Raw genomic sequence first — 26,194 nt, forward strand, 5'->3', positions numbered from 1 at the left:
AGGCATTCACGTCGTGGTTCCCGAAAAACCTTTCTCGACCCTGAAAAAAATCCCTGCTGACTTCTCTCTATCTGCCGTTATTGTTGGACTTATCGCCACGATGGTCTCCTATGCAGGACCATTGCTGATCGTCTTTCAAGCTGCTAAAGGTGCCGGACTCAGCGATGCTGTCCTCGCCTCTTGGATTTGGGCCATCTCGATTGGGAGCGGCTTGACGTGCATTGTGCTCAGCATCTGGTTTCGCACCCCGATCATCACTGCTTGGTCGACGCCAGGGGCAGTTCTGTTAGTCACCAGCTTGACGGTATACTCTTTTCCCGACGCAATTGGCGCGTATATTTTTTCGGCCGTGGTCATCACACTCGTCGGTGTTTCCGGTTTGTTTTCCGTCTTGATGAAATACGTCCCGCAGTCGATTACGACCGCCATGCTCGCGGGGATTCTTCTGTCTTTTGGCGTAGAGGTCTTTGTTTCCATGCAGCACCTGCCTGTATTGGCTCTGCCGATGATCTTTTGCTATCTGTTCGCCAAGCGCTGGTCCCCACGGTATGCTGTCGTGCTTACGCTTTTGGTTGGCTTGGTTGTCGCCTTTCTTTTGGGGCGTTTGCAAATGGACAATGTCCAGATGTCCCTCGTCCAGCCCGTCTTTACGATGCCGACGTTTTCTCTCGATGCGATCATCGGCTTGGGAATTCCATTGTGCATCGTCGCGCTTGCCTCTCAGAACGCTCCAGGAATTAGCGTCTTAAAAGCAGACGGGTACGATACACCTGCTGGACTGCTCGTAACGACTACTGGCATCGCTTCGCTCTTGCTTGCTCCTTTTGGTTCACCGGGAATCAATCTGGCGGCGATTACAGCTGCCATTTGCACGGGAAAAGAAGCTCATCCGGATCATACCAAGCGCTACATTGCCGGGATTGCCTGCGGGGGCTTCTACTTAATCTTCGGGATGTTTGGCGCTACGATGGCTTCGGTATTCGCTGCCTTGCCCAAAGAATTGATCGCCGTCATTGCTGGCTTGGCTCTGTTTGCTTCACTTAGTTCCAGCCTCGCACAGGCGATGAGCGAAGCGAAAGAACGGGAATGCGCCTTGGTTACATTTCTCGTCACGATTTCCGGTATTTCCATTGGCGGGATCGGCGCTGCCTTCTGGGGCTTGATTGCAGGGGTAATCACTCATCTGATTTTGAATGGCAATGTGAAAAGCTGGTTTGTGAAAAAGAAGAATACGCAGCCGTTGGCTTAAATAAAGGTGTGTTCCAACGATGCATCATGCTACAAGTTAAACCAGGGCAGGAACCTTAGATGGCTTCCTGCTCTTTTTGTTGTTCGCCCCATCTTGGCTCAACTCCTAACAGTTTTCAGTACGCCCTAAACCGTTTGTGCCGAAGTTAATCAATGAATTTGGCGAATGGGATACGAAGCATGAAACCATAATAAGGGCATATTGCTGGAAGGAGTGACGCACAATCATGAAAAGAATGACATGGCTATTCATCATTTCCATAATGATGGCTGGCTGCCTGAACAATAACCAAGGCCAACAACCAGGGGCTCAAACACAGCAAGCTCAAAATCAACAACAAAACCAAAATCAACAGCAAAATCAAAATCAACTGCAAAACCAAGCTCAACCGCAGGGTAATTTGAATAATCGCATTCAAATTGCCAATCAGGCGGCAGAAAAAATTACAAAAATAAACGGTGTGACGCAAGCGAATGTGCTGGTTACACAAAGAAACGCCTATGTAGCTGCTGCAGTGAATACGAATCAAGGTCAACTCACCCAAGAGCTCGAAGATCAGATCTCCAAGCAAGTCCGCGCAGCCGATCCAAACATTCAAAACGTGTATGTGTCCACCAATCCGGAATTTGTTGATAGTGTCAATCGGTATGTGACAGATGTAGGACAAGGAAGACCGGCTGCTGGCTTTTTTGAAGAATTTAACGAGATGGTCCAACGGGTTTTTCCAAACGCCCGATAACGAACCGGTCTTTACAAATGAATCCTTGCCGGTATTCCTTAACGTACAGGATACCGGCGTTTTTTATATCAATCTCAACACTTCCATTTAACACTGTAACCATGTTGTATATGTTGCTTCCATTATTCGAATAATGTATTAGAAGAATTTGGAGAAGGAATGATGATATGGACAGCACAGATCAATGGTTAGATTCTGTCATTCTCGGCATTGATGTCGGCTCGACAACCGTCAAAGCGACAGTGGTAAACCCGAACAACAAAGAAATTCTGTGGTCAGATTATCAACGGCACCATACAAAGCAGGCGGAAAAGGTTCTGGAGCTATTGGTTGCCATTGGAAATCAGTTTCCTCACATTCCTCAAAAAAACATTCGTGTATTTATTACAGGCTCTGGCGCAGGTCCGATTGCTGAGCACATCGGAGCGAAGTTTGTTCAAGAAGTGAATGCTGTCACGATGGCCGTGGAACAACTTCATCCCGATGTAGGGAGTGTCATCGAACTGGGAGGACAGGACGCCAAAATCATTATTTTTAAGGAAAACGAGGAGACAGGCAACAAGCAAGCCCTTACGTCCATGAATGACAAATGCGCATCTGGCACGGGTGCCACGATTGACAAGTGCATGATAAAAGCGGGCATGCCGATGGATGAAGTGGGCCGACTGCATTTTGATGATTCCAAACTGCACCATGTGGCAGCCAAATGCGGTGTGTTTGCGGAAACAGACATTGTCAATCTGGTAAAAAGCGGAATTCCCTCCGCTGAAATCATGTGCTCCCTTGCCGATGCGATTGTGATGCAAAATCTCTCCGTTCTCACCCGCGGCAATACGTTGCGCCACCGTGTCCTTTTACTAGGCGGTCCTAATACATACTTGCCCTTCCTTCAAGAATGCTGGCGAAAACGGATTCCGCAGACCTGGCAAGAGCGCGGATACGAATATCCTCGAGACATCCCGATAGAAGAACTGATCTTTGTTCCTGACAATTCCCAGTACTACGCCGCTTACGGTGCCGTCATTTACGGAATGCATGAGCCGGCTGGCGTTGGCAATTACACGGGTTTGGAAGGACTGAAGGAATTTATCGCGAACGGTCGGAAGGCAAAACTGGGTGAGAAGGCAGGCCCCCCGCTTATGCGTTCGGAAACCGAACAGGAAGAATTCCGCAGAATGTACAGCATACCCACATTTACATCTGCGAGCTTCACGCCGGGACAAAAGGTACGCGCCGTAATCGGTCTCGATGGCGGCTCTACTTCATCCAAAGCGGTTCTCGTCGATGATAGCGGAACCATCTTACTGAAGGAGTACCAATTATCAAAGGGCAATCCCTTGGAAGATACAAAGGAAATGCTGAAGAGGCTTCGAGACAGGGTGAGTGAGCAAGGAGCCGAATTAGAGATCATCGGCTTCGGGGCCACAGGCTATGCTGCCGATGTTCTGGAAAAAACATTGAAGGCGGATGTCAACATTGTCGAAACCGTTGCTCATATGATGAGTGCTGTCAACCAATTTGGCGATGTCGATGTTATTTGCGACATCGGTGGACAAGATATCAAGGTCCTCTTCATGAAAAATGGAGACATCCGCAATTTCAGACTGTCTAACCAATGCTCTGCAGGAAACGGAATGTTGTTGCAAGCGATGGCAGACCAGTTCGGCATTCCCGTTCAAGAATATGCGGATACAGCTTTCCAAGCTGACCTTTCCCCTACCTTCTCATACGGATGTGCCGTTTTTCTCGATGCCGACCGTGTCAATTTCCAAAAGGAAGGCTATTCGAAGGAAGAGCTGTTGGCCGGCCTCGCTTTGGTTTTGCCGAAAAACGTTTGGCAATATGTCGTGCAAATCCCTCGCATGTCTGAACTGGGACGCAAGTTCGTTCTGCAAGGCGGCACGCAATATAATCTCGCTGCGGTAAAAGCACAAGTCGATTACATCAAGCAGCGCGTTCCTGATGCAGAAGTTTATGTTCATCCCCATCCAGGAGAAGCGGGAGCAATCGGCGCCGCGATGGAAACGCTGCGTGTGGTCAAGCGCCGCGGCTATTCTACCTTTTTGGGTCTTGAATCAGCGATTAACCTGTCCTATTTGAGCCGTAACGATGAATCTACTCGCTGTACATTCTGCCCGAACCATTGCAGCCGTACGTTTATCGATTCCGAGACACCGGATGGGCAAACGGCCAGGTATATCTCCGGTTTTAGCTGTGAGAAAGGAACGGTGGAGGACAAGGAAGCCGTGATCCAGCTCACCAAGAAGCGACAAGAGCTGAAGAAGCACTATCCGAATTTGGTGGAATATGAAGCCGTACGCATGTATCAGCACTTTTACGACCCAGAGCCGCTCCCCCAAACGGATACACTAGTAGAGGATGTTCGGTTCAAACGAAGCTGGTTAGGATGGGGGGGCACGCGGAAGGCTTCCTATCAACGTCCATTCCAACGCTCTGCCCCGGCGGCAATGGAACGAAGAAACCAGATACGCATCGGGATTCCCCGCGTGCTTAATATTTGGTCCACCGCCCCTTTTTGGCGCACCTACTTCGAAACGCTGGGTGTAGATAAAAACAATATTGTTTTCAGTGACTTTACCAGTGAAGAAATGTGGCAAGAAGGCGGAAAGTACGGTTCTATCGACCCTTGCTACCCGTCTAAGGTGGCGCAAGCCCATATCCACAATTTGCTGTTTAAGCACCATGAGAAAAAGCCGCTTGACTCCATCTTTTTCCCATGCATCACCCATATCCCGACGCATCTGCAAAATGTAATGGATTCATCAAGCTGTCCCATTGTAGCAGGAGCACCTAACGTGATTAAGGCCGCCTTTACAAAAGAAGTCAACTTCTTTGAGACGAGAGGAGTCACCTATCTCGATCCAGCCGTTACCTTCACCGAGCTGAATTTGATGAAAAAACAGTTGTATGAAGCGTTCAAAGACTTTTTGCAAATGACAGAGGATGAAAGCGATTTTGCCGTGCAGCAGGGCTGGATCGCGATGAATCTGTTTGATGCCGAGATGCAGGAAAGAGGAAAAATGATACTGGAACAGGTGGAAGCGGATAATCGGCTCGCGATTCTGATGATCGGCCGTCCCTATCATTCCGATCCTGGCATGAATCATGGTGTTTTGGAAGAGTTTCAAGTATTGGGTTATCCGATTCTCTCCATGCGCTCCATTCCGAAAGATGAAGAGTGGCTGCACCGCTTTTTCCAAGACGATCTGGAGAGCGGACGTGTGGAGTATGCATTAGAGGTCAGTGACGTGTGGCCGGAAAACTTCAGTTCCAATTCTGTGCAAAAAGTATGGGCATCCAAATTTGCCGCCCGTCATCCCAATGTGGCCGTACTTGACTTATCCAGCTTTAAATGCGGACATGATGCGCCTACCTACGGGCTTATAGACTCGATCATTTCGACGGCAGGGACGCCTTACTCCGCCTTGCACGATATTGATGCCAACAAGCCAAGCGGGTCGATCAAAATTCGCGTGAAAACCTATGCCCATAGCTTGGGACTCCATGAAGAACGCTTGCATGATCTGGCCCAGAAAAAGGCGGAACTGCAACAGCGTTTAGAACAGAAGCGACTGGAGCTTTCCAGCTTGCAAACAAAAGAGCAAACGAACTCCTACGAGCAAAAAAACCTTTCTCAGACCGGCAACTAAACGTCCAGAAAAAAGGAGCGACAACCACCAGATGACTACAAGCAAGGTGCTTCCCAACGAATCGGAGACAAAACACTCAACTGATGAGAGCAAGTTGCTTCACTTTCAAGCAGAACAGGAACTTGCGTTAGGTTTGGAACAGGCAAAAAGAACACAATGGTTCGATCCGGTACCGCGTCAATTTTTAATGAAAGATAAGGCAACCACAACGATCCTCTTTGGTGGACTTACCATGGCGCACGATTTTCTGGTTGAGGGAGTATTGAAAGGATTGGGCTATACGGTGAAGCACATGGATTGCCCGGATACCGAGTCACTTCGGTTTGGCAAAGAGTTCGGAAACCGCGGGCAATGCAACCCGACGTACTTTACCGTAGGCAATCTGATCAAGTATCTGCATCATCTGCGCGAAGTCGAAGGAAAATCAAAAGAGGAAATCGTGAGCAACTACCTGTTTATCACCAGCGGTTCTTGCGGCCCATGCCGCTTTGGCACCTATGTCACGGAGTATCGCAAAGCCTTGCGTGATGCCGGATTTGACGGATTTCGCGTTCTTTTGTTTCAGCAGCAGAACGGTCTGAAACAGGCAACAGGCGGCGAGTCGGCTCTGAAATTGGACACCTCGTTTTTTGCCGGTTTTCTCAAGGCGGTTCTCCTGGGAGATATTTTGAATGCCATCGCTTATCGGATTCGTCCCTATGAGGTGGAAGCAGGCTCCACCGATGCCGCTCTCGCACGCTGCAAGCAGTTCTTGTACGATGCCCTGCATCAACGCAAGTGGCTGATTCCCGCGCTGATCAGATGCCGCAAAGAACTGGAAGCAATCAAGGTAGACCGTACACAAGTCAAGCCGAAGGTGAGCATCATCGGCGAGTTTTGGGCGATGACAACAGAAGGTGACGGCAACTATCAACTACAGCGATTTCTCGAACAGGAAGGGGCCGAGGTGGAAGTACAATCGATTACCGCGTGGATTCTTTTCCTGATTTGGGAAGGACGCTATGACACTCAAAAGCGGATGAGACTGCGTGGAGAAGATTCAGGCCGCTACGGCTTGGAAGGGAAAAACCCTGTGGTACGTCTGCGCATGTTGGCTATAGCTGACCGTGCCATTCGAGTCCTGTTCCAGGTCTACGCGAAGACGATCGGGCTCAATGGTTATCATCTGCCCGACATGGACGAGATCGCAGAGGTATCCCACCAACACTACAACAACCATGTCCGCGGTGGAGAAGGTCATATGGAAGTAGGGAAGCTAATCTTAAACGTCGCCAAACGGAAAGTAAACATGACCCTCTCCGTCAAGCCATTCGGATGTATGCCGTCTTCTGGCGTCTCCGATGGTGTTCAATCATTGATTACTGAAAAATACCCCGATGCCATCTTCCTTCCGATTGAAACAACGGGAGATGGAGCGATCAACGTATACAGCCGCATACAGATGATGCTGTTTAAAGCAAAACAAGCTGCGCAAAAGGAGTTTGACGATGCTTTAACCAAAAAAGACATCACGGTTGAGCAGCTTCGGAGCGCTAGCATTTCAACAAGTACCCATCCATTGCGAAAAAGCCGTCATGTCGTGGCTTGTACGGCGGCAAACATGGTATATGGCATGCGCGGTTTTATGAACTGGTATTCACTCCGACGAAACAAGGAGGAAGTAAAAGGGGTATAAAACTTTTAAGGAAAAACGGCTCTTTCGAACTGATTCGAAGGAGCCGTTTTGTATGTTCTTACCGGTAAAGTCCTTGTTTCTCGGCGTAATTTCCCCAATGCGGGCGGCTACCGTCTCTATCCGTAAAAGGATACTCGTCCGACAAGCCCCATGTACTGACTGTTTTCCCCGTTTTTTCTGCGACAGCCGGGTCCGAAGCAAGCGCAACCACTGCTCGACCGATGTACGCAGGTGTTTCCGACATGATGAAGTGCTTATCTTGCTTCACTGCCTCTCTCCACGTCTCTTCTGTCACGCCAAAATGATCGAGCATCGCTTCCGAGCGTAGGAAGCCCGGCGTTAGAGCCAATGCGGTAACCCCGTGTGGGCGCAGGTCCTCTGCCATCGACGCAGCCAAATGAATCGTCGAGATTTTTGCCAAGCTGTAGTACAGATTGCCGCGGTACCGATAGTCGATTCCGTCCGTAATCTCGATGATCAACCCTTTTTTCTGTGCCACCATGAGCGGAACCGCATAGTGACTGGTGATCATATGCGTGCGAATGGCGCGCTCTTGCATCAATAGGCCGTCTGCCAATGGCTGCTCCCAGAACGGCGTTCCCCAGTGAGTCAACGGATCTCCACCCCAGATGTCATTGACCAAAAGATCGAGCTGTCCATTTTGCTCCGCCTTTACTCGCGCAAAGAACGCTTTTACCTCTTCTTCCTGCGTATGATCGACTCGCACAGCGATCCCGATTCCCCCGCTTGCCGTCACGAGCTCTGCTGTCTCTTCGATCGTCTCCTGTCGTGCCATATCAGAGTGCTGACCACGCACCGTGCGTCCCGTTACATATACCGTCGCCCCTGCTTCTCCCAGACTGACGGCGATGCCCCGTCCTGCCCCTCTTGTGCCGCCTGCTACCACCGCTACTTTGCCTTGTAATGGTTTCATTCGTAATGCCTCCTTATATCGATTCATGCATCAAGAATAACGAAGTAAATATGACAACCGCTGTCATATTCGTTACGATACAATCAAAGTAATTTTGTTTTTATTTCTAGGAGGGCTTATTATGCGGGCAGATCGACTCCTTACGATCTTGTTGCTCTTGCAAAACCACGGTCGCATGACTTCCAAGCAATTAGCAGAAAGGCTGGAGGTGTCCGAGCGAACCGTTCATCGTGATATGGAAGCTTTGAGTGCGTCGGGTGTTCCCGTCTATGCGCTGCGCGGTGCAGATGGGGGCTGGGCTTTGGCAGAAGGCTATCGCAGTAATTTGACCGGAATGAAAATAGATGAGCTGCAATCACTGCTCGTAGCCTCCCCTGCTGCCTTGTTGAATGATCTCGGACTCCATGAAAACTATGAAGCTGCTTTTCTCAAACTGCTGTCCGCACTGCCAAAAACCGTTCAGCAGGACGCCATCCACGTACGCCAACTCCTTCATATCGATGGGGCTGGCTGGCATGAATCGACGGAGACGTTTCCGTTCTTATCGGTGGTTCAAGATGCCGTATGGCTTTCCCGCAAGCTGTTCATTCGTTACATGCGCGAAGATGTGACAGTTGAACGCATTGTCTGCCCGTTCGGACTCGTCGCCAAGCGCAGCATCTGGTATTTGGTCGCCAAAGTGGACGAGGACATGCGGACGTACCGGATTTCACGACTTTTGGATGCACAGCTGTTAGATGATGGCTTCATCCGCCCAAGTGATTTCGATCTCGCTTCCTATTGGGAACAATCCACCTTGGACTTCAAATCCAGCCTCCCACGTTATCCTGCGCGGTTACTCGTCAAAAAAGAGACGTTGCCAGCTGTAAAACAGGAGCGTTATATAAAAATAGCTTCCACCCAAGCCGCAGCAGACGACTGGATGGAAGCAGAGGTTGAATTTCATACACTTGCGTCAGCATGTTCGCTGGTGCTCAGCTTCGGCCCGCACATTCAAGTGTTGGAGCCACAAGAGCTGAAACGTGAGGTCGCAGAGCAGGCGCATGCTATACTTCGCCTGTATGAGGGCCAGAATTAGCAAGGACTTTTGTTTCTCGTCCGCAAACGAGCAGGACGATTGTTCCCACGATCAGCACTGCGGTAAACATACTAAAAATGAATGTGTAGCTGTAATGATGCGACGAGTAGTAACCGACGAGATACGGCGCGATAATACTGCCGATTCTTCCGACGCCGGATGCCATACCAGAACCGGTAGCGCGCAGCGGTGTCGGATAATTTTCCGGCGTGTACGCGTACAAAGCACCCCAGGCCCCCAGATTGAAGAAGGACAAGAAGGCTCCCGTCACCAACAGCTCCATGGTGCCACTGCTTTGTCCAAAAGCAAAGGCCATCACTCCGGTCATGAACAAGAAGGTTGCCAGCGTCCATTTCCGTCCCCATTTTTCCACGAGGTAGGCTGCCGCGAAATAGCCTGGCAGTTGGGCCAACGTCATGATCAGTACGTACTGGAAGCTTTTGATCATCGTAAAGCCTTTGTCGACCAAAACAGATGGCATCCATAAAAACATGCCGTAGTACGAGAAAGCAATTGCGAACCAGACAACCCACAGCGTAACCGTCTCTGTGCGATGGGACGTCAACAGCTTTGCAACAGGAATCTTCTCGGCTTGCTTTTGAAACTGCGGAGATTCAGGAATGCTCTTCCGGGCAAACAAAGCGTACACGACAGGCAGCGCTCCGATCATGACAGCCACGCGCCAGCCATAGTCCGGAATGATGAAATACGCTATGACAGCCGCCGCGATCCAACCGACCGCCCAAAAGCTCTCCAACAGCACAACCGTACTTCCTCGCTTCTCCGGTGGCGCAAACTCGTTTACCAGCGTCGAGGCTACCGGCAGCTCAGCACCCAAGCCGAGTCCCATCAGGAAGCGGAACAGCAGCATGGTTGCAAAACCAGTTGCGAAAGCGCTCGCAAAGCTCGCCAAGCCAAACAAGACCAAGGTCAGCAAAAATACTGGCTTGCGGCCAATCCGGTCAGCCAAATAGCCACCTGCAATCGCCCCAATCGCCATGCCGACGAGATTGCCCGTTCCTAGCAGCCCGGCCTCTTCCCCTGTCAAACCCCATTCCTGTCGTAATGCCACCATAATAAAAGATAAAAGTGCAACATCCATGGCATCGAACATCCAGCCAAAACCGGCTGCCCAAAAAACTTTTTTGTAAGGCTTTGACATTCTCGTTCCCTGCTTTCCTTTCTTTTGCGCATGATATTTGCGCCTAGTTATCATTTCGCTTTTTCGTCCAATATCCTGCTCGCAGAAAAAAGTTCGACTATTGTGATAGTAGCCTTTCCCAAGAAGCTCCATTCTAACCAGACCATGACGAAAAGGCAGTCCGATGATTCGTAAGACCGCCGAATAACAAGAGACTATTTTTTTTTTATTGAGGAAGCCGCTGAATGAATCTGTTCATGAGCAAAGAAAGAGAAATCAAGATGGGAGGGTCGTCCGGATGAGGCACATGAAGAGTTACTTGCTGATGAGGGACGATCGTAGTTGGTGTGACAATGATTGGTTTCTTGGAACGTGTGCGCAATGTCTCGTACGGCAAGAGAAAATCCATCGCCTGCATGCCCCAGGCAACAGACGTCGCCATCAAGTAATACGTGCCCGGTTTGACATTGGTAAAACAAAAATTGCCTAGTGAGGGAAGCAATGTTCCGTATAAAGGAAGACCTTCTGGAATCGGCTTGGCAAACAATCCAATCAAAATGACGCCTTGAAAAGGCTCTGTGGACTCGATTGTTCCTGCAATGGTCATCGGTCGCTCGGGGGCCGGATGTAACCGAGTCCACTCTGTCAGCTGCTGCAAGGAACGGAGACGGTCTTCCGCTAGCTGCGCCGTTTCTCGAAATTCGCTAGGCGATACCCCGACACGCTCTGTAAAACGGGTGGAGAACGTCCCCAAGCTCTGCTGACCAATTTCCAGACCGATGTCGCGAACACTCATATTCGTGCGTAGCAGTAAATCCTTTGCCCGTTGGAGTCGCATGGTCGATACGTAATAAAGTGGCGGGAGCCCGATTCTTTCTTTAAAAATCCGCGCAAAATGATACTGACTATACGCAACATGATTCGCCAGCCGGGAAAGTGGTAAAGGCTCGTCTAAATGCCGATGTATATAAGCAATCACTTCGTCAATTTCAGTATACCTGTCCATCAATCGAGCCGCTCCCTCCTTCTTCTGCACAGCCAAAGACAGAACATTTGTTCTGAAATAAAATTTACCATATTTTTCTCATCGATGGAAGGAGTAATTTGCATCACTTACGCTTTCGTTTTCTGCAACCGGATTTCGTTCAGAAACGCTTGCATCGTGTTCGTTACAAATGAATCTTTTCGGCGAATAAAAACGGTTGTCACCTCATGATAAGGCTCCGGGATGCGATGGATATGAACCGTTCCGCTCTCGACCAAGTGGTGTACTGCCGACTTCGGCAAAATGGTAATGCCAATCCCCGCTGCTACGCCCCCGATAATGGTCTCAAACGTTCCGAACTCCATCACTTTTTTCGGAATCAGGCCCTCTACCTTCATCCAGGTCTCTAACCGTTCCCGATACCCGCACCCCTTTTTGTAGAGCAAAAGAGCTTTCCCTGTGATATCACTGGCAGTGAAGGAACTGTTTTTCGTTACCAACACCAGCTCCTCTTGAAACACTTGCTCCTGCTCGATCAAAGGATGGTTGATCGGTCCACTCACGAACGCTCCATCCAGCGCGAGATCCAGCACTTTTTGCAGCAAATTCTCCGTTACCCCAGCCTTGAGTGAAATATCGACATGGGGATACTGGCTGCAATACGAGGATAACAACCCCGGAAGGCCATTAATCGTCTCAACCATCCCGACTTCCAACACCCCGGACGGCTCAGACGCCCGATGAAAGTACTTTTGCATTTCTTCGAATTTGGCGATGATCTCTCGCGAATATTCAAGCAGGCGCTTCCCTTCTGTATTTAAGGTCATGCCTCGCTTGTTGCGATAAAACAAAGGTGTCCCCAGCTCTTTTTCCAGCAGCTTGATCCGCGCCGTCACATTCGACTGAACGTAGCTCAGCTCGGCTGCGGTCTTGCTCACGCTGCCCAAAGTGGCAACCATCTGAAATATTTTCAAATCATTGATCTCCACGTTTCTCTCCCTCCTTTCATCTATCACTGAAAATGATACATAAAGTTATTATCAATCATTATACTAACATATTTTCATCCAGTATGATGTGGTAAGTCAACTTTGTCAGCTTCAGATTGAAAAGGAGAAATCGCATAATGAACAAGCAACTACTTTTGGGGTCTATTTTCTGCATGGTCGCCAGTATGTCATGGGGGGCGATGTTTCCGGTTGCGCACATCGCACTGCAAGAGATCGATCCATTTTACTTCTCATTTCTTCGATATTTTTTCGTAACGATGATTTTGTGCGGTTTGCTCTGGGCAAAAGAAGGCTTGTCTGCGTTTCATTTTGAGGGGCGCGGGAAGTCTCTGCTGTTTTTTGGAACAATGGCGTTTACCGTCTACAATATGGGAGTATTTCTCGGGCAGGATTTGATGGGAGAGCCAGGCACGATTGCAGCGTCCATTATGGAAGTGCTCATGCCGATGATCTCGATTGTCCTTTTGTCCATTACGACTAGAAAGCTGCCGCCGTACTATACGTTGGCGACGATTCTGGTAGCTTTGGTCGGTGCTGTCCTTGTTATTACCAATGGCAATCTTACCTTCTTTACTACAGCAAGTGAGCATTTGATCCCGTTGTTCTTCATTTTCATCGGTGTCGTGGGTTGGGTTGTTTACTCGATCGGCGGCGGGCGTTTTAGCACGTGGTCTACACTTCGCTACTCCACGTTGACGTGTCTCTTGGGAACAGGAGTGAATTTCGTGATTGTCACGACTGCCTCCCTCTTTCAATGGCTTCCGGTTCCTACCGTCGAAACTGTGATGTCCATCAAGTACGAAATGGCGTTCATGGTTCTTTTACCCGGCTTTGTAGCTCTTCTGAGCTGGAATGCAGGCATTAAGCTGCTTACTCCGCTCAACGGCATTTTGTTTATCAACCTGGTTCCGATCACGACCTTTGCCATGATGGCGTTTCAAGGTTATGAGATCAGCCGTTATGAATTGTGCGGCACCTTGCTCGTGATCCTTGCCCTGATCGGGAACAACCACTTCCAAAGAAAGCAACTGCAATACCGTTCCGTCACCAAGCAACAACCGAGTGGAAGAAAAGTTCCGTCCATGTAGTCTAAAAAAGGAAGGATAGAAATTCAGGAAGCCCTGAATCTCTATCCTTTTTTATATCTCCTGGCTCTCTCATGATGACAAGCATACATTTTTAACAGAAGTGATCCGAATATTGTCCGACTAGCACCTTCGTCGTTTCAATCCAGAGCTTCCGGTGCAAAATTGTCGGACCCAATCTTCTTTCCATAAACCGCAGCATTGACTCGTTGTCATGCTCGACAAAGCACATGCCAAAAGGAAACGTTGGCAGCGCCTGTTCAATCGTTTTCATCAACAGCGTAATTCCTCTTGCCTGTTGCTGATACTTCTCCTGGACGAACATCGTTTTGTACAAAAGCAGATTACCAGCCATTCGCTGTACGATCACCCAGCCAATGACTTTCCCCTGATAGCGCAAGCCTGTACTGTAATCGGGATCGAATTTTCCTTCTTCAAAAAACGGAGACAATAGCGACGTGTACCATTGCCCTTCTCCCTGTTCAATTTCCAGTCGCTCTGCTGGTGTCAGGTCTTTCCAAGGAAAGAGGGTAAAATCTTCGGGGAGCGTCAGCCTCTCCACCCACTGGCACTCACCCAGCCGCATTGAGCCGAGTGTGTACATATAGGTTTTGACCTTTGGCAACTGCCAGCCTTCCCTGATCGCTATTTTGGAGAGCCATGAAAAATCTTGTGCTTTGATGAAGCCAGCGAACTGACCATCGCTGATGCCTTGCTCTCTCATCTTTTGCTCAGCGTGCCACAGCAGCTTCATGCCCATTCCCTGCCGTTGATGCCCCTCTGCTACAACAAGCTCGATGATCTTGGCCTGTCCCTCGTTTATAGCGGATCGCCCCAACACGATGCCCGCAGGCTGATTGTTATTAGAAGCCCCAAATCCCCAAACGGATGAGCTGTTGATCTGGTCCAGCCACTCCAAGTGCTTGGGGTGCACCAACGATTTATACGCCCGTGCAGTGCTAGCAGTCAGTTCCTCTAGTTGCAATGTTCGTACCTCCTCGATGGACTTTGGCTTATTCATTGCTTGGGTTTTACAGATGCTGTTGCTCTACCTTGTATGAGATTCCCGGCCTTATCCCTCATGAAGCCTGGTTCAAAGGAAACCTTGCTGTGTTCCGTGATGAAAGACCCGAACGTGGTGTAAAACGTATCCTGAAACGTTACCCGAATGGTGTTTCCTGACACCTGGAATCTGGCATACCCTGTTACCTCTCTCATGTCGTCAAAATTCCCGGAAGGTGAGAATAACAACCGCAAATTGGGATTTGGGTCATTACGAAGTGGTTCTGACGCCGACAATGTATAGGTTGTTCCCTCTTCAGTGACGTCTGGGGACAATTGTGGGTTAGTAGCATCAAACCCGACACCGATCTCCTCTGTATCCAGCAAATCTTGGCCGCGATACAGCTTGAACACTGCATAAGAGTTATCATCTTCTGTAACCGTTGGCTTGGCCTTGATCGTCACGCCATAATCTCCATGGTTCATTTCCAGTAAAGACCCGTCGACCTCGACTGTGATGTATTCCTTTTCATTGATCACAAAACGGTCCAACTGGTTGTCATATTTGTACGAGAGAGGCTGGTTTTTTACAGATACCTCAAGATATTCGCTTAATACCCTTTTATCCATTGCCGGCTCCCATTTGTCGGCAATCGTAACTTGACGCGTCTGAGTCGGAGCAATCGGCAGCTCGATCTTTGCATCTGGCAAACGTTCCATGCGTGGAATGTTGAACAACATTTGTGCTTTTGCCACATACGACATCCAGTGTGTTTTTTCTGGACTTTCACTCAGAAGCTCGACCTTGGAAGAGGCCGCATCGATCATTTCCTGAGTGACCTTGGGCCTCAGCTCGATCATATCATTCGTCGTATAAAGGCCCTCAACTGCCTGCTTCACTTCCTCCAGCAGATTGTTCCCTTGATCAAATAGCTCCTGTGCTTTTTGAATGCCCGCTAACAGCAATACCTTTGTCTCCGAACCATCTTTTAGTTTCGCCACTTTCGCCTTCGCTGCATCGATCGTGCTCTGTGTCACTTCCGGTTTTAGCGCTGTCTGGGTTTCATCGGTGAACAGGTCACGAACGGCTTTTTGGGCTTCCTCCAGCAAATTGTTCCCGTTATCTAAGAGTGTTTGAGCTTTCCCGATATCAGCAAGCAGACCTGACTTTGCCGATACACGATTGTCCAGCCCCTCGACCAGCTTTTTCGCATCATCGATCTGTTTCTGGGTCGTTCCTGCCCGTAGTTCTTCTTTCTTCCCATCCGTAAACAGCTCTTCGACTGCTCTCTTGGCTTTCAGAAGAGCGGGGATCGGCGGAGGATCGATTGGCGGCGGAATCACAATGACGGGTTCTTTGAATCGGATGGAAAAACTGTCACTCGTGACATCTTTCTGTGCACGCTTGATGTGTCGCTTGTCGATCGTGAAGCTGACCTCTTTCACATTGTCCGTAGCGGTATGCTTTTTGGCTTGTCCAATAAACAAAATGGTGAGCTCGTCGTCACTCTCTTGTTTAACCTCAATATCCAGCCCGTCAGGCAGATGATGTACCTCGATATCATCGGCAGACAGTTCACCAAGGAACTTGCCGTTAGACAGCTTGAGCGTTTGTTTTGCCGTGATGCTGCCATCATTTGCTCCTGCCTCTTCTATCACCGTCTCGCTGACAGAAAGCGCGGGCAAATCAGGCAGCTCGGCTCCATCTATGGCTATCTCAAAGACGGCTTCCGCATCGTCCATTTTTGCCGTAATTTCTACCAAACCTTCTTTCTTTGCTGTTACCTTGCCCTCAAAGTTGACGAAGGCAATTCGTCTATTGCTAGAGCTCCAGAGCAGCTCCCGTCCAGAGACGATGCGATCATGATCATCCCAAGCAACCGCGACCAGTGTCAGCGTCTTGTCCGTTTTCTCTTCCGTAGACAACTCTGCATCTTTTGCCATCGCTACCAGCTCGATTCGCTCTGCTTTTGTCCCTTTCTCAGCGATCACGAATGGTTCAAATTCCTCTTCTTCGCCGTCATACTGCAAGCGCAGGGAAACCGTCTGTTCTTTTTTCGCGGCACGAATCGGTGAAAAACTGAGCAAAACAAGCTGTTCTTCCTCTAACCAGACGAAGCTTTTGATTTTGATCCAAATGGGATTTCGATCATCTATAGCGGACGTCAAACGGAAATCCTTTGCAGCAGGTGCCTTGTCTGGAGCTGTCTCCAATCGATAGGCAATAAAGCCGTTGGTCGCTGTATGCCCCTCTGACTCTAGCAAGGACTCCCATGACTGGTTCTCTTCTTCTACTACTTCTTCTGATGCCTCTCGTACTTCCTCATCTGTTTTGTCTTCTGCTACTGACGTGCTGGCTGTCCCGATTGTCTGGATTTCTTTAATCGGATAGGAAACGGCTGCATAGGCGTTGCCGACAAAAGAAAGCAAAAAACCAGTGGAAACAACGGCTGTCAGGATTGTTTTGGCTTTTGGCTGCTGTTTGCCCATATGTAAATACCCCCTCTTTTTCTTTTGTATGACAAAATCATGCAAACTAATGCTATCAGAGGAGGAAATGAAAAAAACCTAACAAAAGTTAGGTTTTTGACGTTCTTTTTTAGACGAGTAACAGATCGACAAAAGACGCTTGATCCAGATTCCCGAAAAACTCCTGAAGATTGATGTCGGCGAGTCGCTCACTGACTGAGGAGCGGTCGTACGGCGTATCTCGCAGCACTGCTTCAAGCTCCGCCACATCACGTACACCGAAGAAATCTCCGTATATCTTCGCTTCTTTAATTTTGCCTTTCTCAATATCAAGCTGAATCTCCACGGTGCCGATATCGAAACGTTTGGATTGACGGTAATTGCTTTTCGGTGACTTGCCGTAGTTCCACTCCCAAGTCTGGTAACGGGAACGGGAAAGCTCGTGAATGTTCTCCCAATCCTTTTCAGTCAGTATGTATTCTTCGATCTCCCCTTCTCCAAAAATCGAACGGAGAATCGCCAGACGGAACTCTTCAATGGTCATCTTCGTCCCCAAAAACTCCGAGATGTTGGCGACGCGGCTGCGAATAGATTTGATCCCTTTCGACTGGATCTTCTCTGCGTTTACCTTTAGAGCAGACACGACGTTTTCCATTTCCGAATCAAAAAGCAGCGTGCCGTGGCTGAACATGCGTCCTTTGGTCGAATACTGCGCATTGCCAGAAATTTTCCGTTCCCCGACCTGTATGTCATTTCGTCCTGTCAGCTCTGCTTCTACCCCTAATGTTTTCAAGGCTTGTACCACAGGAGCCGTGAATTTGCGGAAATTGTGGAAGGACTCGCCGTCATCATTCGTAATAAAGCTGAAGTTGAGATTGCCCAGATCGTGATAAACAGCACCGCCTCCAGACAGTCTGCGAACGACGTGGATATTGTTTTCCTCTACATAAGCCGCATTAATCTCCTCAATTGTGTTCTGGTTTTTCCCGATAATAATAGAAGGTTCATTGATATAAAACAGCAAGTAGTCGTCACTGTTGGGCAAATGCTTCAGGGCGTACTCCTCAATCGCCAAATTGATGCGCGGATCTGTTATCCCTTGATTATCGATGAATTTCATTAGATAGCCCCCATCCGTAAGCGTTCTATCTTCCTATCATACCATTTCCTGCTGGTCTGCACTGCTTTCGAATCTGCTCATATATGCGGCTACGTTTACTTATCTTATTTTTTTTGTAGTTTTTTTGAAAATCCTCTATAAAAACGTTTTCAAATTGTCGATAAAGGACGTAAGTCTAGGGCAATCATCTTGGTGTTTTCTTTTCTAGATGAAATACTATGGATCAACGAGGTGTTCTTTATGAAAACAGCCAAGTTCTCCCGTTCAAGCTCTCTACGTACCAAGCTCGTCCTGTTATGTCTCCTGCTATTGGCGCTTCCTTGCCTTAACATCGGAATTCAGGGCTATTATTCTGCAAGCTACAGCTTGGACGACTTGGGCAGCCGCATCTTAAAAAACAACGTGAACTTGACGATTGAAATGATTGATGTTCTCCAGAAACAGGTCGAAGCTGGGAAAATCAGCAAAGAAGATGCACAAGAGCAAGTAAAAATTCGGATCCTCGGGCCAAAGCAATCGGATGGAACCCGCTCGATTAACAAAAATATCGATTCCGGTGCCAGCGGGTACATGTTCGTTCTGGATGAGAAAGGTGTCATGCTCGCCTCTCCTTCTATTGAGGGGAAGAATCAATGGGATACAAAAGATCCTGACGGTGTCTTTTTTACCCGAGAAATGATAAAGCGCGGTCAGGAAGGTGGCGGCTTTACATACTATCAGTGGTCAAAGCCAGCGGAGCCAGATGTTCTCTATCCGAAAATCGCTTATTCCAAGCTAGACCCTCACTGGGGATGGATCGTAAGCGCAAGCAGCTACATGGAAGACTTCAATGCCCCTGCCGAAAGTGTACTGTCTGATTTGCTGATCGTGCTGGGACTCTCCTTGATCGTCGGATTCTTCGTCTCGTGGTATGCCTCCGGGTTCATTTCCAAGCCCATCTCCTTGGTTGCTGAGCGCGTGAAAGAAATTGCCGGTGGAGATCTGTCCGGGAAAGACATCGTGGTAAAAAACCGTGATGAAATCGGACAATTGGTACATGACGTGACCCATATGACAGATCATCTGCGCCAGCTCATCTCTCGTGTCCGCATCAGCTCTCTGCATGTTGCTTCTACCTCTGAGGAGCTGACAGCGAGTGCAGAACAGACGAGCAAGGCAACCGAGCAAATCGCCGTCACGATGCAAGAGATCGCCATCGGAGCAGAGGATCAGTCCAAAACGATCGATGGAACGGTCAAGACGATCAACGACATGTCCTCCCGTCTGCAACAAATTGCATCCAGTTCCGAACAAGTCTCTCTGACAGTCGATACAGCGAACATGCTGGTCTCAAGCGGCAATGAAGCAATTGGCGGTGCCATCGCTCAAATGAATTCCATCAACACGACTGTTCTCGAGTTGGCAGAATCAATCAAAATGCTTGGTCACCGCTCTTCGGAGATCAGCAATATTGTCGAGGTCATCACCTCGATTGCCGAACAAACGAACCTGTTGGCGCTAAACGCTGCGATCGAAGCGGCCCGTGCTGGAGAGCATGGACGTGGATTTGCTGTCGTCGCCAATGAAGTACGCATCTTGGCTGAGCAATCAGCAAAATCTACTCAGCAGATTAAAGACCTCATTAGCGCGATTCAAGTCGACACGAACAAAGCCGTATACGTGATGCAGACGACGACATCTGAGGTTTCGGCTGGAATCGAAGTCGTACATGAAGCCAGCAAGGCCTTCCAGGAAATTTTATCTGGAACGACAGAAGTAGCACGTCAGATTCAGCAAGTTACAACTGCTACTCATCACATGACAACCGGAGCGGAGCAAGCTGTCCATTCCATTGAAGCGATTGCCTCCACTGCGGAGACAACGGCTTTCGGAACACAAAACATTTCGGCTGCCGCTGAACAGCAATTAGCCTCTATGGAGGAAATTTCGTCCTCTGCTGCTTCCTTGTCAAAAATGGCGGACGAGCTGCATGAATCGATTCAGCAATTTAAGGTGTAACCATCATCTCTGAAACGAAAAAGGCTGCCTTTGCTGGTCACCCCTGACCTCGCAAACGCAGCCTTTTCGATTCAATAAAAGCCTCTTTAAGCCCGAGGCGGTTGCTCCGCTTCCCACGTAATCGAAATCGTCGTCCCCTGCCCGACGGCTGTTTTCACCTCGATTGAACCACCAAACGCTTCCACTAATGCTTTTGTAATGACCATCCCAAGGCCTGTGCCTTCCGTCCGGGACTCGGTGTCTGTGCCACGATAATACCTCTCAAATAGTCGATCAGCTGTTTCTTCATCCATCCCACTACCATTGTCGTTAAAAATAAGCACAGCTGTAGATGGCTGGACTGCCTGTACGCTGATGGACACAGTCGTACCGCTCTCGTTGTGAATCAAAGCATTGGCAACCAGATTATCCACGATACGCTGAAACCAAGGCTTGTAGACGAGTATGTAAACAGGTTCGGTAGAGGGGATAAAGCGGATGCAGCCTTCCGGATACAACGGATGTTTTGCTGCTTCCGTAATGGCTTCAGCTGTGCAAACATTCAGGTCAACGAGCTCGACTGTAGGGGCACCTTGTCCGTTCCTCAATCGATACGTCAGCGCCAAGTCGTTGATCAAGTCTTCCATATACGCTGACTTGTCCAAAATAATTTTGGCGAAAGCATGTACCTCATCTGTCGTCCACGTATACGCGGTATTTCCTAACAGATGCGCGTACCCTTTGACAGAGGACAGCGGCGTTTTCAGATCATGGGAAACGCCTGCGATCCACTCATTTCTCAATTGCTCCGTTTCTTGCCGAAGCTTTTCGTTGCGGTTAAGCGTTTGCGACAAGGAGTCCATCGAATCGATCACATCTTGGAAGATAAGGTATTTGCGCTTTTTCTTCCCTCGCTTGTCTTGGCTGAGCGGAACACCATCCGCATTGGCAGGCTCCTCGTACTTTCCTCCACGCAGAAAGGTCAGCCATCGTAAAACGTGAACAATCGGTGCGCCAAATCGCTGTCCGAACAAGTAGGACACAATCCCGAAGACGAACATTGCCGACAAGAGCAACATACCCATCCCGATGAAAAGGGCCTTACTTTCCGGTGTCAAAAGGGGCTCTTCCCCGGGAGTCGTTCCTGGCAACGGAAAACTGAGTACCCAGGTTTGACCGCTGTTTTGATCATAATGCGATACAATTGTTGCTCCGTAGCGATCCGGGTATACCGAGCGCAACGCCAGTTCTTCCACTGAGAAATCCTTGATCGCTTTTGCAGGCTTATTGAATGAAGCCAGCTCCGCTCCCTTCGGATCAAGGAGCTGCACCCAGCCCGATTTACTCTTCAGTTGATTTTGGATGCTTGGAGGAAGCATAATCTCGTGATTTTTATGTACAGCCTCCTTAATCACCTGCTGCAAGAAATCGTCATCGCGATTCGTCCTCCCATACAGCAAGGTGTGAACTACGCCGTCTTTCTCCTGTATCCATAACGATAGCTGATACGGAAACGGGCTTTTTCGGAGCCAATAAGCGGTTAATTGGCCGGGACCGTAGTAGCTGGGTACGTCAGCCGGGGTAAAGAAAGAGTCGGTGACATAACCCTTTTCATCAATCCGCTGAAGCCACCCACCGCTATCTCGCACCTGCTCCAGCAGCTTCGGGTCAAAACGGACATCCTCTCCCTCTACTTCAATGGTCTGGATCAACCGCTGCAAGCCGACACTCTCAAATTCACGTGAGGACTGTACTTTTGACATTTCTTCAAGCGTCCAATATAACGTAAACCCAGCAAGTACAAAGAGGATCAGGCCAACCAGCACCAGCCACATGATCAGATGGAGCGCAATTCTGCTCTTAATATTCATAAGGAATGCCCTTTTTCACCATTTTGTACCCGAGTCCCCTAACGTTCACCAAAAACTCCGGCTGCGCTGGGTCGGGCTCGATACGCTCCCGAATCCGATGGATATGCACCATGATGGTGTTGTCGTCACGTAAGCTATTCACGCCCCACACTCGTTCGTACAGCTCGCTTTTCGAAAATATCCGATTCGGATTTTTGCACAAAAATAGCAACAGTTGAAAAACAAGGGACGGACAAGGAATGACTTTCCCCTCCACATAGAGCTCCCCTGCTGCTTCATAGACTTGAAAACGACCAAAATCATAGACCCCATACACGGGTGCTGTCGGTACGGTCGGGTTCGTTTTGCGCGTACGGCGAAGCAATGCCTTGATGCGTGCGACGATTTCCATCGGGTTAAAGGGCTTCGTCACGTAATCATCCCCGCCAACGGCAAATCCGGTCAGCTTGTCAAAGTCGGTATCTCTCGCACTCAAGAACAAAATCGGCGCTTCCGTCAGACGGCGGATGAATGGACAAGCTTCTATGCCGCTCATGTTTGGAAGCGTTACGTCCAGGACGATCAGATCATAGCTTTTTCGTTCGCATGCGCAGAGCGCCTCTTCGGATGTTTTCACCTTGTCGATTGAGTGGAACCCTTCTTTGTGCAGTACGGTCTCAAGCAATTGGAGAATGGCTTGTTCATCGTCCACGAGAAGGATAGCTGCATCTTTCACGATCACTTCGCTCCTTTTCCCGCTTTTGCGTTATCCTCCATTTTATCATGCGTACTGTCAGCACGCGCCCGCAACAACCTTAACGGAATCATAATTTTGCCGCGATCGATTTAAGCATCCTGTAAGCCAGCGTTTCATGTCCGATAAGAATGGCTTTCTATAATGGAGCTAGCGCTAGAAAAAGATAGGAGTGGCGACATGAAAAAAGTATGGATTTTACTTGGTGTGGGAGCAATTCTTTTGACAGGATGTGCTGGGCAATCAGAAGCAACCTCAATATCCGCTGCTGCTGAATCCCCCACAAAGAAAGAAGAAGGTGCAAAGACGATGACTGTTCAAGCGGAATCTTTTGTGCAAGCTCTCCATGACGGAAAAATAGAGGATGTGTATGATCAAACAAGCTCGTCGTTCAAACAGCAGGTTTCAAAAGCACAATTTGTAGAAGGGTATACCGCTTTTAGCAAGGGGGTGAAATCATGGAATCACCATTCCCACACGTCCGTAAACGGCAGCTATTCTGACACCTGGGTGGATCAGGACGCCAAACGGGGCCTCGTCCTTACGACGGATGAAAAAGGGACCATTACGGGCGTTTTATTAAAGCCGCTGCAAAGCTACCCTGACACCGACAATGCTTTAACAAAGCTGGTATATAGCGCACCGTTTACAGGTGAGTGGTATGTGTTCTGGGGAGGTCAGAATGTCCTTTCGAACTATCATTACGAGGTGGAGAGCCAACGCTATGCATACGATCTGATTCAGGTCAAAGACGGATTGTCCTACAAGGGTGATCCTTTGAAAAACGAGAGCTACTATGCGTTCGGGCAAGAAATACTCGCGCCACAGGCAGGAACAGTCGTGCATGTCGTCCATGATATCAAGGATAATGTCCCTGTCGGAGCAATGAACGCGCAGCAGCCTGCTGGCAACGTCGTCATCCTCGATCATGGCAACGGAGAATTCAGCTACTTCGCCCATTTGAAGGAAGGCTCTGCCAAGGTGAAGTTTGGCGATCATGTGGAGAAAGGAGATTTGCTTGGGCTATGCGGAAACTCCGGCAATTCCAGCGAGCCTCATCTGCATTATCAGGTCTCTGACGGCAAAGATTTGTTCCATAGCAAATCCATTCGCGTGCAATGGGAGGACGGATTGAATCCGCGTCAAGGTGAAAGCATTACCGTGAAATAAATCGTATAGCTGTTAAACAGTGGCAGTCCATCCCTTTGCCTTATATTCAAAGAGATGGACTGCCGCTTTGTTTTAGAGGACAATATCATACTCCATTGTCTTGGCAGTTTGTTCTGCTACGTCCGCGTCTACTACTCGTTTGATGATGTAAAAGGACATATTGATACCCGCTGAGATCCCAGCAGATGTCACGATATTTCCTTCATCTACGAATTTTACTCCTTTTTGCACAATGACTTCTGGAAATTCCTTTTCCATTCGATCGAGACTAGCCCAATGAGTCGTTGCCTTTTTGCCCGATAATAAGCCTGCTTTTGCAAGTAAAAAAGCTCCTGTGCAGACAGAGGCCATCAGCTCCACCTGCTGCATTTGCTTCCGAATCCATTTGATCACTTGCTCATTATGTACTTCTCGTTCCCTCGTCAAACAAAAAAATTCCTACTTGCCATTGCTTGGTCTCCATGTGGATCTCCCCCATTTCACGTTTGGATATATTTTACAATAGCTTTTTGCGAACATCTCTAGTTTTTTTAGCTGTAAGATTCTGCTAGAGTCATTGATAGAAGATTAAAAATGATGGAGGAGGTCCGCTGTCTGATGAGTACCAGCCCGAATATTATAGAGGTCGCGTCCCTCATAGGAGAACCATCCCGCGTCTCCATCCTGGTCAGCCTGATGAACGGCAAGGCACTCCCCGCCAGTGAACTCGCACGAAACGCAAAAGTCACCCCCCAAACAGCAAGCACGCATTTGGCAAAGCTGGTGGAAGGCGGTCTTTTAGTCAGCGAGTCGCACGGCCGACATCGCTACTATCGTCTGGCCAGCCCTGAAGTCGCCCATGCCCTGGAATCGTTAATGACTATTGCTGCACCTAAGCCTGTTCGTTCCTTGCGCGAGTCCGACCAATTGCGAGCCGTCCGCTATGCTCGCACCTGCTACGACCATCTCGCAGGCGAAGTGGGCGTTGCCCTGACGCAGAAAATGCTGGAATTGCAATTGATCGAGGCATCCGGTCAAGACTACGTGCTCAGTGATGCGGGAAAAACCAAGCTGCAATCACTCGGCGTAGACCTTCAGGCCAAGCCGAAGAGCAGGCGTCGCTTTGCCCGTCCGTGTTTGGATTGGAGCGAGCGTCGCCACCACTTGGCAGGCAGCCTCGGGGCCTCACTCACCAACCGATTATTTGAGCTTGGCTGGATCGAGCGAGTGCCAGGAGGGAGAGCAGTCCGTGTCACGCCTTTAGGCAGCTCTGGCTTTATGACCGAGTTCGGACTGCATGTAGATGAATGCAAAAAGCACAGCTAGCTACTCTGCCAGCTGTGCTTTTTCACTTACTTGCCTTCGCGGGGCAAACGTCCAGTTCACGAGGAAAATCCCTGCGAAAATCAACAATCCTCCCGCATACACATGCCATTGCACTACCTCACCCAGCAACACCCAGCCCGACAAAACACCGAAGAACGGAGCGAGGAACAAGAATGCACTCGTTCTGCCCGGATCTCCGTGATTCAACAAATAAAACCACGTCGCAAACTGCACAATGGAAGCCATAATCGCGAGCCATAGGACGACGAACACAGCGGTCGGTGTGATAATCAGCTTCGGCGTTTCCAACGTGAACCCCATCACGAGGAGAAGAATTCCTCCGAACAACATCTGATAGGCTGTCATCACCCATACATTGAAACGGACTCCCCACTTTTTGACGAGAATCGTGGCAATTGACCACGCAAGGGCGGACCCGATACCAAACAGCGTTCCCGTCTCCCATTGCAGATGGAAGCCAAGCGTGATGAACACCCCAACCAGTCCAATCAGAACCCCCATCCATTGCGTCAGCCGATAGGATATGCCTAGAAGCAACGTTCCCCATATGACCACGAGCAGTGGGTTCATAAACGTCAGGATCGAGGATTCACCCGCTGTGATCGTACGCAGACTTAAAAAGATACACCCCATGACGGCGGCCGTCTGCAAAAATCCGATCAAACACAGCTTTCCCCAGTCACCCACCGACTTCGGGAGCGGCTTTTTCCATACCCATGCTCCCATGATCAGTCCTGCCAGGGTAAAACGCAGCCCTACCAGCAGCAATGGTGAAAAATAGGCCAATCCAATCTTTCCTACCGCAAAAGACGAGCCCATCAATGATGTCGTCACGACGACAAGTATTCCGAACAAAATTCGATTCATGGCGTTGTTCCCCCGTTTCAGGCAAGCTACTTGTTTCTTCTTACATGTAGTGTACCTGACGGATAGTTCGATGAGGGTCGAAGCGTGCAAAT

At 49.1% G+C, this 26,194-nt stretch carries 19 protein-coding genes and 1 pseudogene; 9 read left to right on the forward strand and 11 right to left on the reverse strand.

All coding sequences use genetic code 11. From position 1 onward, the window contains the following. Window positions 1-13: 13 nt before the first annotated feature. The 4 genes from FB479_RS27230 to FB479_RS27245 all read left to right on the forward strand — a co-directional run bounded on the left by FB479_RS27230 (window position 14) and on the right by FB479_RS27245 (window position 7,334). Window positions 14-1,249, forward strand: coding sequence for a benzoate/H(+) symporter BenE family transporter (locus tag FB479_RS27230; RefSeq protein WP_142067356.1), 1,236 nt, complete (start codon window positions 14-16; stop codon window positions 1,247-1,249). Between the two features lie 226 nt (window positions 1,250-1,475). Further along, window positions 1,476-1,988 carry a YhcN/YlaJ family sporulation lipoprotein gene (locus tag FB479_RS27235; protein ID WP_142067357.1) on the forward strand — a complete coding sequence of 171 codons (513 nt, stop codon included), beginning with the start codon at window positions 1,476-1,478 and terminating at the stop codon, window positions 1,986-1,988. 167 nt (window positions 1,989-2,155) lie between these two features. Beyond that, entirely contained in the window at window positions 2,156-5,659 is a 3,504-nt protein-coding gene (locus FB479_RS27240; protein WP_142067358.1) for a BadF/BadG/BcrA/BcrD ATPase family protein, read from the forward strand. A gap of 31 nt (window positions 5,660-5,690) precedes the next feature. Further along, on the forward strand, window positions 5,691-7,334 hold the full coding sequence (locus FB479_RS27245) for a 2-hydroxyglutaryl-CoA dehydratase (RefSeq protein WP_142067359.1): 1,644 nt from the start codon (window positions 5,691-5,693) through the stop codon (window positions 7,332-7,334). Window positions 7,335-7,392: 58 nt separating this feature from the next. Here the strand turns inward: FB479_RS27245 and FB479_RS27250 are convergent, their stop codons facing one another. Beyond that, the gene (locus tag FB479_RS27250) at window positions 7,393-8,268 is read right to left on the reverse strand and encodes an SDR family oxidoreductase (RefSeq protein WP_142067360.1); all 876 of its coding nucleotides are present in this window, start codon (window positions 8,266-8,268) and stop codon (window positions 7,393-7,395) included. A 121-nt stretch (window positions 8,269-8,389) separates the two neighbouring features. On the opposite strand from FB479_RS27250, the gene FB479_RS27255 reads away from it, so the two are divergent. Continuing rightward, window positions 8,390-9,346 (forward strand): helix-turn-helix transcriptional regulator, encoded by a 957-nt coding sequence (locus FB479_RS27255; RefSeq protein ID WP_106653854.1) that lies wholly within the window; start codon window positions 8,390-8,392, stop codon window positions 9,344-9,346. On the opposite strand, the gene FB479_RS27260 is transcribed toward FB479_RS27255, so the two are convergent. From FB479_RS27260 to FB479_RS27270, 3 genes are all read right to left on the reverse strand, one after another. Further along, entirely contained in the window at window positions 9,315-10,508 is a 1,194-nt protein-coding gene (locus FB479_RS27260; RefSeq protein WP_142067361.1) for an MFS transporter, read from the reverse strand. The genes FB479_RS27255 and FB479_RS27260 overlap by 32 nt on opposite strands. A 205-nt stretch (window positions 10,509-10,713) precedes the next feature. Beyond that, entirely contained in the window at window positions 10,714-11,493 is a 780-nt protein-coding gene (locus FB479_RS27265; RefSeq protein WP_106653852.1) for a helix-turn-helix domain-containing protein, read from the reverse strand. A 107-nt stretch (window positions 11,494-11,600) separates the two neighbouring features. After that, on the reverse strand, window positions 11,601-12,461 hold the full coding sequence (locus FB479_RS27270; RefSeq protein WP_106653851.1) for a LysR family transcriptional regulator: 861 nt from the start codon (window positions 12,459-12,461) through the stop codon (window positions 11,601-11,603). Between the two features lie 137 nt (window positions 12,462-12,598). Between FB479_RS27270 and FB479_RS27275 the strand changes: the two genes are divergently transcribed. Beyond that, on the forward strand, window positions 12,599-13,570 hold the full coding sequence (locus FB479_RS27275; protein ID WP_142067362.1) for a DMT family transporter: 972 nt from the start codon (window positions 12,599-12,601) through the stop codon (window positions 13,568-13,570). A 91-nt stretch (window positions 13,571-13,661) separates the two neighbouring features. On the opposite strand, the gene FB479_RS27280 is transcribed toward FB479_RS27275, so the two are convergent. The 3 genes from FB479_RS27280 to lplA form a co-directional block, all read right to left on the reverse strand. Further along, window positions 13,662-14,552, reverse strand: coding sequence for a GNAT family N-acetyltransferase (locus tag FB479_RS27280; RefSeq protein WP_142067363.1), 891 nt, complete (start codon window positions 14,550-14,552; stop codon window positions 13,662-13,664). 32 nt (window positions 14,553-14,584) lie between these two features. Then, the gene (locus tag FB479_RS27285) at window positions 14,585-17,059 is read right to left on the reverse strand and encodes a toxin Cry1Ac domain D-VI-related protein (RefSeq protein WP_142067364.1); all 2,475 of its coding nucleotides are present in this window, start codon (window positions 17,057-17,059) and stop codon (window positions 14,585-14,587) included. 109 nt (window positions 17,060-17,168) lie between these two features. Then, window positions 17,169-18,158 (reverse strand): lipoate--protein ligase, encoded by a 990-nt coding sequence (gene lplA / locus FB479_RS27290; RefSeq protein WP_142067365.1) that lies wholly within the window; start codon window positions 18,156-18,158, stop codon window positions 17,169-17,171. 240 nt (window positions 18,159-18,398) lie between these two features. On the opposite strand from lplA, the gene FB479_RS27295 reads away from it, so the two are divergent. Further along, window positions 18,399-20,156: a methyl-accepting chemotaxis protein gene (locus FB479_RS27295; RefSeq protein ID WP_142067366.1), complete on the forward strand. Its 1,758-nt coding sequence runs from the start codon at window positions 18,399-18,401 to the stop codon at window positions 20,154-20,156. Between the two features lie 86 nt (window positions 20,157-20,242). Here FB479_RS27295 and FB479_RS27300 read toward each other — a convergent pair whose 3' ends face one another. Further along, window positions 20,243-22,006: a sensor histidine kinase gene (locus tag FB479_RS27300; protein ID WP_142067367.1), complete on the reverse strand. Its 1,764-nt coding sequence runs from the start codon at window positions 22,004-22,006 to the stop codon at window positions 20,243-20,245. Further along, on the reverse strand, window positions 21,996-22,721 hold the full coding sequence (locus FB479_RS27305; protein WP_106653844.1) for a response regulator transcription factor: 726 nt from the start codon (window positions 22,719-22,721) through the stop codon (window positions 21,996-21,998). Before FB479_RS27305 ends, FB479_RS27300 begins: the two co-directional genes overlap by 11 nt. 198 nt (window positions 22,722-22,919) lie before the next feature. On the opposite strand from FB479_RS27305, the gene FB479_RS27310 reads away from it, so the two are divergent. Beyond that, entirely contained in the window at window positions 22,920-23,909 is a 990-nt protein-coding gene (locus FB479_RS27310) for a M23 family metallopeptidase (protein WP_142067368.1), read from the forward strand. 72 nt (window positions 23,910-23,981) lie between these two features. Here FB479_RS27310 and FB479_RS27315 read toward each other — a convergent pair. Beyond that, window positions 23,982-24,329 (reverse strand): annotated as a pseudogene (locus FB479_RS27315) (DJ-1/PfpI family protein); the annotation flags it as partial. 177 nt (window positions 24,330-24,506) lie between these two features. Between FB479_RS27315 and FB479_RS27320 the strand changes: the two are divergent. Then, window positions 24,507-25,214 carry an ArsR/SmtB family transcription factor gene (locus FB479_RS27320; RefSeq protein ID WP_106653841.1) on the forward strand — a complete coding sequence of 236 codons (708 nt, stop codon included), beginning with the start codon at window positions 24,507-24,509 and terminating at the stop codon, window positions 25,212-25,214. On the opposite strand, the gene FB479_RS27325 is transcribed toward FB479_RS27320, so the two are convergent. Next, window positions 25,215-26,102, reverse strand: coding sequence for a DMT family transporter (locus FB479_RS27325; RefSeq protein ID WP_106653840.1), 888 nt, complete (start codon window positions 26,100-26,102; stop codon window positions 25,215-25,217). Window positions 26,103-26,194 lie beyond the last annotated feature (92 nt).

This window comes from Brevibacillus sp. AG162, from assembly GCF_006715575.1.
GTDB lineage: Bacteria > Bacillota > Bacilli > Brevibacillales > Brevibacillaceae > Brevibacillus > Brevibacillus brevis.